The following is a 6,994-nucleotide window of genomic DNA, read 5'->3' as shown; positions in this document are numbered from 1 at the left end:
CCCTGAGCGCCAGCAGCTGCCGGGCCTGTTCGAGTGTGAAACCAAGCTCCTGCGCCGAGCGGATGAAATTGACGCGCTCGAGGTCGGTCGCGTCGTAGAGCCTGTAGCCCGCTGCCGTGCGCGCGGGCTCGCGCAGCAGGCCCATCCGCTCATAATAGCGGATCGTATCCCGCCCCACGCCTGCGGCCGCGGCCAGTTCGCCGATCTTGAAATTGCCCATGTCATCCGCTCGATCATGCCGGTTGGACCATGGTCCAGGGTCAAGCGGTTTCGCTTTGACCCCGAACGGTCTCCTCGTCGCCGGCGGCCCGCTGCCCCGACGCGTCGCAGGGCAGCCCGTGCCGCCGGGCCACCGGCTTGTCAGTTCTTGCGAAGCTCGACGATGTCGTGCCTGGCAGGCGTGCCGTCGGCGACGGACACGTGCGCGAAGTGATCGTCAAAGATATGGTCGATCGTCACATGGCCGACGAGCTGGCGGTGATAGGTCGGCGCCACGCCCTTGGACGGACCCGGATGGGTCACGACGCGATAGACCTCGAGCTTCTGGCCGACCTCGGCGCCATCGGCCTTGCCGATGCAGACGACCGTGCCGTTGCTGCCCGTGTCGACGATCGAGCCGCGCATGAACAGGCTGTGCCCGATGCCCTGGGCCATAGCGGGGACGGCAGCAAGCATCGAAATGCCGGCAAGCGCGACCATGAGAGTTTTTCTGACCATATTCACCTCCTTGGATGGTAAGCCACCGCCCGGACTTTGCCGAGGGGAAGAGCGTCTCTTCAGGCTTGGGACTACGGTCCCGGGTCCAGCCTCGATATACGTAGAGGCCGCAGCCGATCTTCTTCCCCGGGCCGGATCTTTATTGACGCGGAGTTGACGGAATCAGCCGTCAGCACTTCAAAATCCGCGCGGCGCGAGACTTTGGTTGGCTGCGCCCGCGAAACCCGCTAGATATCGAGGCCCGTGAAACGCCTGCTCGCCCTCCTGCTCGTCATCGGAGCGCTGTCCGGTCTCTTCGGAGCCCAGATGGCGGCCGCGCACAGCGTGCCGCAGGCGGCAGGCGCGCCGCTGGCCAAGGGCATGGATGCGGACTGCATGGCGATGATGGCCAAGCAGCAGCCTGCGCCCAGCGAAAAGCCCTGCAAGGGCCTGACGCTCGATTGCATCGCCGCGATGGGGTGCGTGATCCCGCTGGTCGCAGCGGACCTGGCAGGCGGCGTTGCGCCTGCGCGTCTCTACGACGCGCCCAGCTTCTGGACGACCGACACGATATTGACCGGCAAGGCGGTTGCGCCCGAGCCGGATCCTCCCACCAGCCTTGCCTGATTGAACGAGCACGGGCTGCGCGCATCGATCGATGCGTGCGCGCCCGGTTTCCTTCTTTTCAGTCAAAGGTTTTCGTGATGATCAAACTGCTTCCGGCCGCCCTTGTGGCGGCCCTCAGTCTCGCCGCGCCTGCGCTTGCAACCGACGCGAGCCGCACGCCGCAAGGCCATTGGGAATGGCGGTCGGCGCCGCAATATGGTCCGCGGGCGACTGGCCCTGCGCGTGTCCGCATATGGGTGCCCGACAGCCGGGACATGGCCAGCTGCGATTGCGCGATGATGCAGGCAAGCGCCGCCGACTGCATGCGCGGCGCAGTCAGGTCGGACAAGGGCTAAACCCGCTCCGGAGCGGCGCGTCACATCTTGGCGCGCCGCCTCTGTCATGAGGGGATGATATCCATGATCATGATGCCGAGGCGCGCTGTGCGACGCCTGTTGCTCTCTATCGGTGCGACGCTTGCGAGCGCCTGGGCCGTGCCGGTGTCGGCCGGCCCGCTCACCTACGAGCAGGCAGTGAGGCTCGCTGCCGCCAACGCGCCAAGCCTCAAGGCGCGCGCGGCGGCGACAGCCGGCGCCCGCTCTTCGGCGGTCGCGGCCGATCGCCTGCCCGATCCGACGCTCGACCTGGGCCTGCAGAACTTCCCGGTGAGCGGCCCCAATGCCGGCAGCTTCACGCGCGACGATTTCACTATGGCGACGATCGGGTTCAGCCAGACCTTCCCCAATCTCGCCAAGCGCCATGCACGCGCCGCGCGCGCCGCGGCCGATATCGGTATCGCCGAGGCGGGCGAGCTGGTCGAAGGCCGCAACGTGCGGCTCGAGACCGCCCTCGCCTGGGTCGATCTCTATTATGGAGAACGCCGGCTCCGGCAGCTCGACCTGCTCGATGCCAGCCTCGACGACCTGCAGAAGACCGTGACCGCACGCCTGGCGTCGGGCAGCGCGCGCCCGAGCCAGGCGCTCGAGCCCGACCAGCTCCGCGCCGCCATCGCCGATCGCCGCGCCGAGATGGCTGCGGTGGTGGCGCAGGCGCGGGCCCGGCTCGCGCGCTATACCGGCGACCCCGACCCGCAGGCGACGGGCGACCCGCCGATGCTCGATGTCGATCCGATCCGGCTGCGGGCCGAAATCGATGCGCTTCCCGCCCTGCGCGCGCAGGACGCGCGGATCGCAGTCGCCGAAGCGGACGTGCGTCTCGCGCGCGCCGACAAGCGCCCCGACTGGAAGGTCGGCGTCACCTATGGCCGGCGCGATCCCATGTACGGCGACATGGCCTCGGTCGGCGTGTCGATCGACCTGCCGCTGTTCGCCGGCAAGCGCCAGAACCCCAGGATCGCTGCAAGCGAGAGCCTTGCGCAAGGGGGTCGGTTCGACCGCGAGGCGATCCGCCGCGAGCTGGTGGCGCAGCTCGACGCCGATCTCGCAGACCATGCCATGCATCTCTCCCGGTTGCGCAATGCCCGCGAGACGCTGGTGCCACTCGCCAGGCACCGCGCCGAGCTCGACCGCGACAGCTATGGCGCCGGCAAGCTCGACCTTGGCGCCGCGCTGCTCACGACGCTCGGGCTCGCGGAGGCCGAGGTCGAGGCGCTCAACCGCGAAGCCGACGTCGCGCGCGACGCGGTCCGCATCACTATCACCTATGGGGAGGAGCGGCCATGACGCTCGATAAATCCGCGCTGCGCTGGGGCGCATCGATCCTGGCTGTCGCGCTGCTGGCCGGCGGCACAGGCTATTGGGCTGGCCATCGCCAGGCACCGCAATCGGAGGCGACCACGCCCGCCGGGGCAGGCAAAGTCCTTTACTGGTACGATCCGATGTTCCCCAACCAGAAGTTCGACAAGCCCGGCAAGTCGCCCTTCATGGATATGCAGCTCGTGCCGCGATACGCGGACGGAGGAAGCGCCGGCGCGGCCCCCACGGTCGCCGTCGATCCCGCCGCGCGGCAGAGCCTGGGATTGCGGGTCGTCGCGGCGAAGATGGGCAGCCTTGCCTCGGCCCTCGAGGTCACCGGCACGATCGACTTCAACCAGCGCGACGTCGCCGTCATCCAGGCGCGTTCGGGCGGGTTCGTGAGCCGCGTCTATGCGCGAGCGCCCGGGGACGTGGTCCGCGCCGGCGCGCCGATCGCGGACCTGCTCCTGCCCGAATGGGGCGGCGCGCAGACCGAATATCTGAGCGTCAGGCGGCTCGGCAAGCCCGACCTCACCGCGGCCGCGCGCCAGCGACTGCGGCTGATGGGCATGTCCGACGGCCTCATCGCCAGCGTCGAGCGGAGCGGACGCCCGAACGGCGTGGTGACGATCACGACGCCGATCTCGGGCACGATCCAGACGCTCGACGCCCGTGCCGGCGTGACGCTCGCCATGGGCCAGACGCTCGCCCAGGTAAGCGGGCTCGGCACCGTCTGGCTCAATGCCGCGGTGCCCGAAGCGCGCGCGGGCGATGTCCGGGTCGGCCAGAATGCCAGCACCACGCTGGCGGGCTTCCCCGGCGAGCGCTTCGCCGGCCGGGTGATCGCGATCCTGCCGACCACGCAGGCCGACAGCCGCACGCTCACCGTGCGGATCGAGCTGCCCAACCGGGACGGCCGGTTGCGGCCGGGCATGTTCGCCAGCGTCGCGCTTGGCGGCGATGCCAAGCCGGCGCTGCTGGTGCCGAGCGAAGCGGTGATCCGCACGGGCAGGCGCACGCTCGTCATGCTGGCCGCAGGCGACGGGCGCTATCATCCCGCCGAGGTCCGCATCGGCCGCGAGGCAGGCGGCGAGACCGAGATCCTTGCCGGCCTGTCGCCCGGCGAGAACGTCGTCGTCTCGGGGCAGTTCCTGATCGATTCCGAGGCGAGCCTGTCGGGAATCGAGGCGCGGCCGATCGGCGGCGGTGCGGCATCGGCGACCATCGCCGCGCCGGCGTCGAAAGCCACGCTGTACGAGACGACGGGCAAGATCGAGCGGATCACGGCCAATTCGGTGACGCTCAGCCACGAGCCCGTTCCCGCGCTCGACTGGCCGGCGATGACGATGACCTTCGCGCTCGCCAATCCGGGCATCGCGCGCGGCTTCAAGGCGGGTGACCGGGTCCGGTTCGGGTTCGACCGGCCCCCGGCGGGACCGACGCTGCGGCATATGGCGAAGGTGGCGGGCCAGTGATCGCCCATCTCATCCGCTGGTCGGTGAGGAACCGCTTCTTCGTCGTGCTCGGCATGCTCGCGCTGGTCGGCGCGGGCCTGTGGGCGGTGCGCTCGACCCCGATCGACGCGCTGCCCGATCTTTCCGACGTGCAGGTCGTGATCCGCACTTCCTATCCGGGTCAGGCGCCGCAGATCGTCGAGAACCAGATCACCTATCCGCTCACCACCACCATGCTGTCGGTGCCCGGCGCCAAGACGGTGCGCGGCTATAGCTTCTTCGGCGACAGCTTCGTCTATGTGATCTTCGAGGACGGCACCGATCTCTACTGGGCGCGCAGCCGCGTGCTCGAATATCTCAACCAGGTCCAGGGTCGGTTGCCGGCCAGCGCCCGCAGCGCGCTCGGGCCGGACGCGACCGGGGTCGGCTGGGTCTATGAATATGCGCTGGTCGACCGCACCGGCCGGCACGATCTCTCGCAGCTTCGCGGGTTGCAGGACTGGTTCCTGCGCTACGAGCTGAAGACCGTGACCGGCGTGGCCGAAGTCGCCAGCATCGGCGGCATGGTCAAGCAGTACCAGGTGCTGCTCGATCCGGTGAAGCTCGCGGCCTACGGCGTAACCCACGCCCAGGCAGTGCAGGCGATCAGCCAAGCCAATCAGGAAGCCGGCGGCTCGGTGCTGGAAATGGCCGAGGCCGAATATATGGTCCGCGCCTCGGGCTATCTGAAAACGCTCGACGATTTCCGGGCAATCCCGCTCAAGACTGCGGCGGGCGGCGTGCCCGTCCGGCTCGGCGATGTCGCCACGATCCAGGTCGGCCCCGAGATGCGGCGCGGCATCGCCGAACTGAACGGCGAAGGCGAGGTCGCCGGCGGCGTCGTTATTCTTCGGTCAGGCAAGAACGCCCGTGAGACCATCGCGGCGGTCAAGGACAAGCTCGCCGATCTCAGGAAAAGCCTGCCGCCGGGCGTCGAGGTGGTCACGGTCTATGACCGCTCGCAGCTGATCGATCGCGCGGTCGAGAACCTCACCCGCAAGCTGGTCGAGGAGTTCATCGTCGTCGCATTGGTCTGCGCCCTGTTCCTCTGGCACGTCCGCTCGGCGCTGGTCGCGATCCTGACCTTGCCGCTCGGTGTGCTGGCCGCGTTCGTCGTAATGCGGTTCCAGGGGGTGAACGCCAACATCATGTCGCTGGGCGGCATCGCCATCGCCATCGGCGCGATGGTGGATGCGGCGGTCGTCATGATCGAGAACGCCCACAAGAGGATCGAACGCTGGGAGCAGGATCACCCGGACAGACATCTCGATGGCGAGATGCGCTGGATCGTCGTCACCGAGGCGGCGGCCGAGGTCGGGCCGGCGCTGTTCTTCAGCCTGCTGATCATCACGCTGTCGTTCATTCCGGTCTTCACCCTGGAGGCGCAGGAAGGCCGGCTGTTCGCGCCGCTCGCCTTCACCAAGACCTATGCGATGGGCGCGGCCGCGATCCTGTCGGTGACCCTGGTGCCGATCCTGATGGGCTGGCTGATCCGGGGCCGCATTCCGGCCGAGCAGGCCAATCCGGTCAATCGCTGGCTCACCAATATCTACCGGCCCGCGATCGACTGGACGATGAAGCGGCCCAAGGCAGTGCTGCTGATCGCGGCTCTGGTGTTCGCCACCACGGCCTGGCCGCTCAGCCGGCTCGGCGGCGAGTTCATGCCCAATCTCGACGAGGGCGACCTGCTCTACATGCCCTCGGCGCTGCCGGGCCTCTCGGCCGCCAAGGCGAGTGAGCTGCTCCAGCAGACCGACCGCCTGATCAAGACCGTGCCCGAAGTCGAAAGCGTGTTCGGCAAGGCCGGCCGCGCCGAGACCGCGACCGATCCCGCGCCGCTCGAAATGTTCGAGACGACGATCCAATTCAAGCCCCGCGACCAGTGGCGGTCGGGCATGACGCCCGAACGCCTTGTCGACGAGCTCGATCGCCGGGTGAAGCTTCCGGGTCTCGCCAATATCTGGGTGCCGCCGATCCGCAACCGCATCGACATGCTCGCGACGGGCATCAAGAGCCCGATCGGGGTCAAGGTGTCGGGCAGTGACCTCGCCGAGCTCGACCGCATCGCGCATGATGTCGAGACCGTGGCCAGGAGCGTGCCCGGCGTCAGCTCGGCGCTCGCCGAGCGGCTGACCGGCGGACGCTATGTCGATGTCGACATAGACCGCGCCGCCGCCGCGCGGTTCGGGCTCAACATCGCCGACGTCCAGGCCATCGTCTCCGGCGCGATCGGCGGCGAGACGATCGGCGAGACGGTCGAGGGCCTCGCCCGCTACCCGATCAGCGTGCGCTATCCGCGCGAATTGCGCGACAGCCTCGACGGGCTGCGGGGGCTACCGATCCTGACGCCCGCGGGCCAGCAGATCACCCTCGGCACGGTCGCCAATGTCACGATCGCCGAAGGGCCGCCGATGCTCAAGACCGAGAATGCCCGGCCCTCGACCTGGGTCTATGTCGACGTGCGCGGACGCGACCTCGCCTCGGTGGTCGGCGACCTCCAGCGCG

General features: G+C 68.7%; 7 protein-coding genes. 5 read left to right on the top strand and 2 right to left on the bottom strand.

What is annotated here, in order from left to right:
* Both KAY22_RS22250 and KAY22_RS22245 read right to left on the bottom strand, forming a co-directional pair.
* Positions 1–220: MerR family transcriptional regulator (locus KAY22_RS22250; RefSeq protein WP_296625368.1), on the bottom strand; the 220-nt coding region annotated here is incomplete at its 3' end.
* A gap of 140 nt (positions 221–360) precedes the next feature.
* Positions 361–717 (bottom strand): hypothetical protein, encoded by a 357-nt coding sequence (locus tag KAY22_RS22245; RefSeq protein WP_004212653.1) that lies wholly within the window; start codon positions 715–717, stop codon positions 361–363.
* Between the two features lie 243 nt (positions 718–960).
* On the opposite strand from KAY22_RS22245, the gene KAY22_RS22240 reads away from it, so the two are divergent.
* The 5 genes from KAY22_RS22240 to KAY22_RS22220 form a co-directional block, all read left to right on the top strand.
* Positions 961–1,323 carry a hypothetical protein gene (locus KAY22_RS22240; RefSeq protein WP_007406428.1) on the top strand — a complete coding sequence of 121 codons (363 nt, stop codon included), beginning with the start codon at positions 961–963 and terminating at the stop codon, positions 1,321–1,323.
* 77 nt (positions 1,324–1,400) lie between these two features.
* Positions 1,401–1,658 (top strand): hypothetical protein, encoded by a 258-nt coding sequence (locus KAY22_RS22235; protein ID WP_007683334.1) that lies wholly within the window; start codon positions 1,401–1,403, stop codon positions 1,656–1,658.
* A 63-nt stretch (positions 1,659–1,721) separates the two neighbouring features.
* Entirely contained in the window at positions 1,722–2,984 is a 1,263-nt protein-coding gene (locus KAY22_RS22230; protein WP_029548875.1) for a TolC family protein, read from the top strand.
* The gene (locus tag KAY22_RS22225; protein WP_007406384.1) at positions 2,981–4,471 is read left to right on the top strand and encodes an efflux RND transporter periplasmic adaptor subunit; all 1,491 of its coding nucleotides are present in this window, start codon (positions 2,981–2,983) and stop codon (positions 4,469–4,471) included. Before KAY22_RS22230 ends, KAY22_RS22225 begins: the two co-directional genes overlap by 4 nt.
* Positions 4,468–6,994 (top strand): CusA/CzcA family heavy metal efflux RND transporter (locus KAY22_RS22220; protein WP_296625367.1); only part of this gene is annotated, 2,527 nt, incomplete at its 3' end. The genes KAY22_RS22225 and KAY22_RS22220, both read left to right, overlap by 4 nt.

The sequence above is a fragment of the Rhizorhabdus sp. genome (genome assembly GCF_018006725.1).
GTDB lineage: Bacteria > Pseudomonadota > Alphaproteobacteria > Sphingomonadales > Sphingomonadaceae > Rhizorhabdus.
The sequence above is the reverse complement of the archived record's forward strand: the minus strand, read 5'-3'. Positions and strand labels throughout refer to the sequence as shown.

Excerpts from the sequence above, each read along its gene's own strand:
- KAY22_RS22245 (WP_004212653.1), bottom strand. The coding sequence starts at position 717 with ATGGTCAGAAAAACTCTCATGGTCGCGCTTGCCGGCATTTCGATGCTT.
- KAY22_RS22235 (WP_007683334.1), top strand. The coding sequence starts at position 1,401 with ATGATCAAACTGCTTCCGGCCGCCCTTGTGGCGGCCCTCAGTCTCGCC.
- KAY22_RS22230 (WP_029548875.1), top strand. The coding sequence starts at position 1,722 with ATGATCATGATGCCGAGGCGCGCTGTGCGACGCCTGTTGCTCTCTATC.
- KAY22_RS22225 (WP_007406384.1), top strand. The coding sequence starts at position 2,981 with ATGACGCTCGATAAATCCGCGCTGCGCTGGGGCGCATCGATCCTGGCT.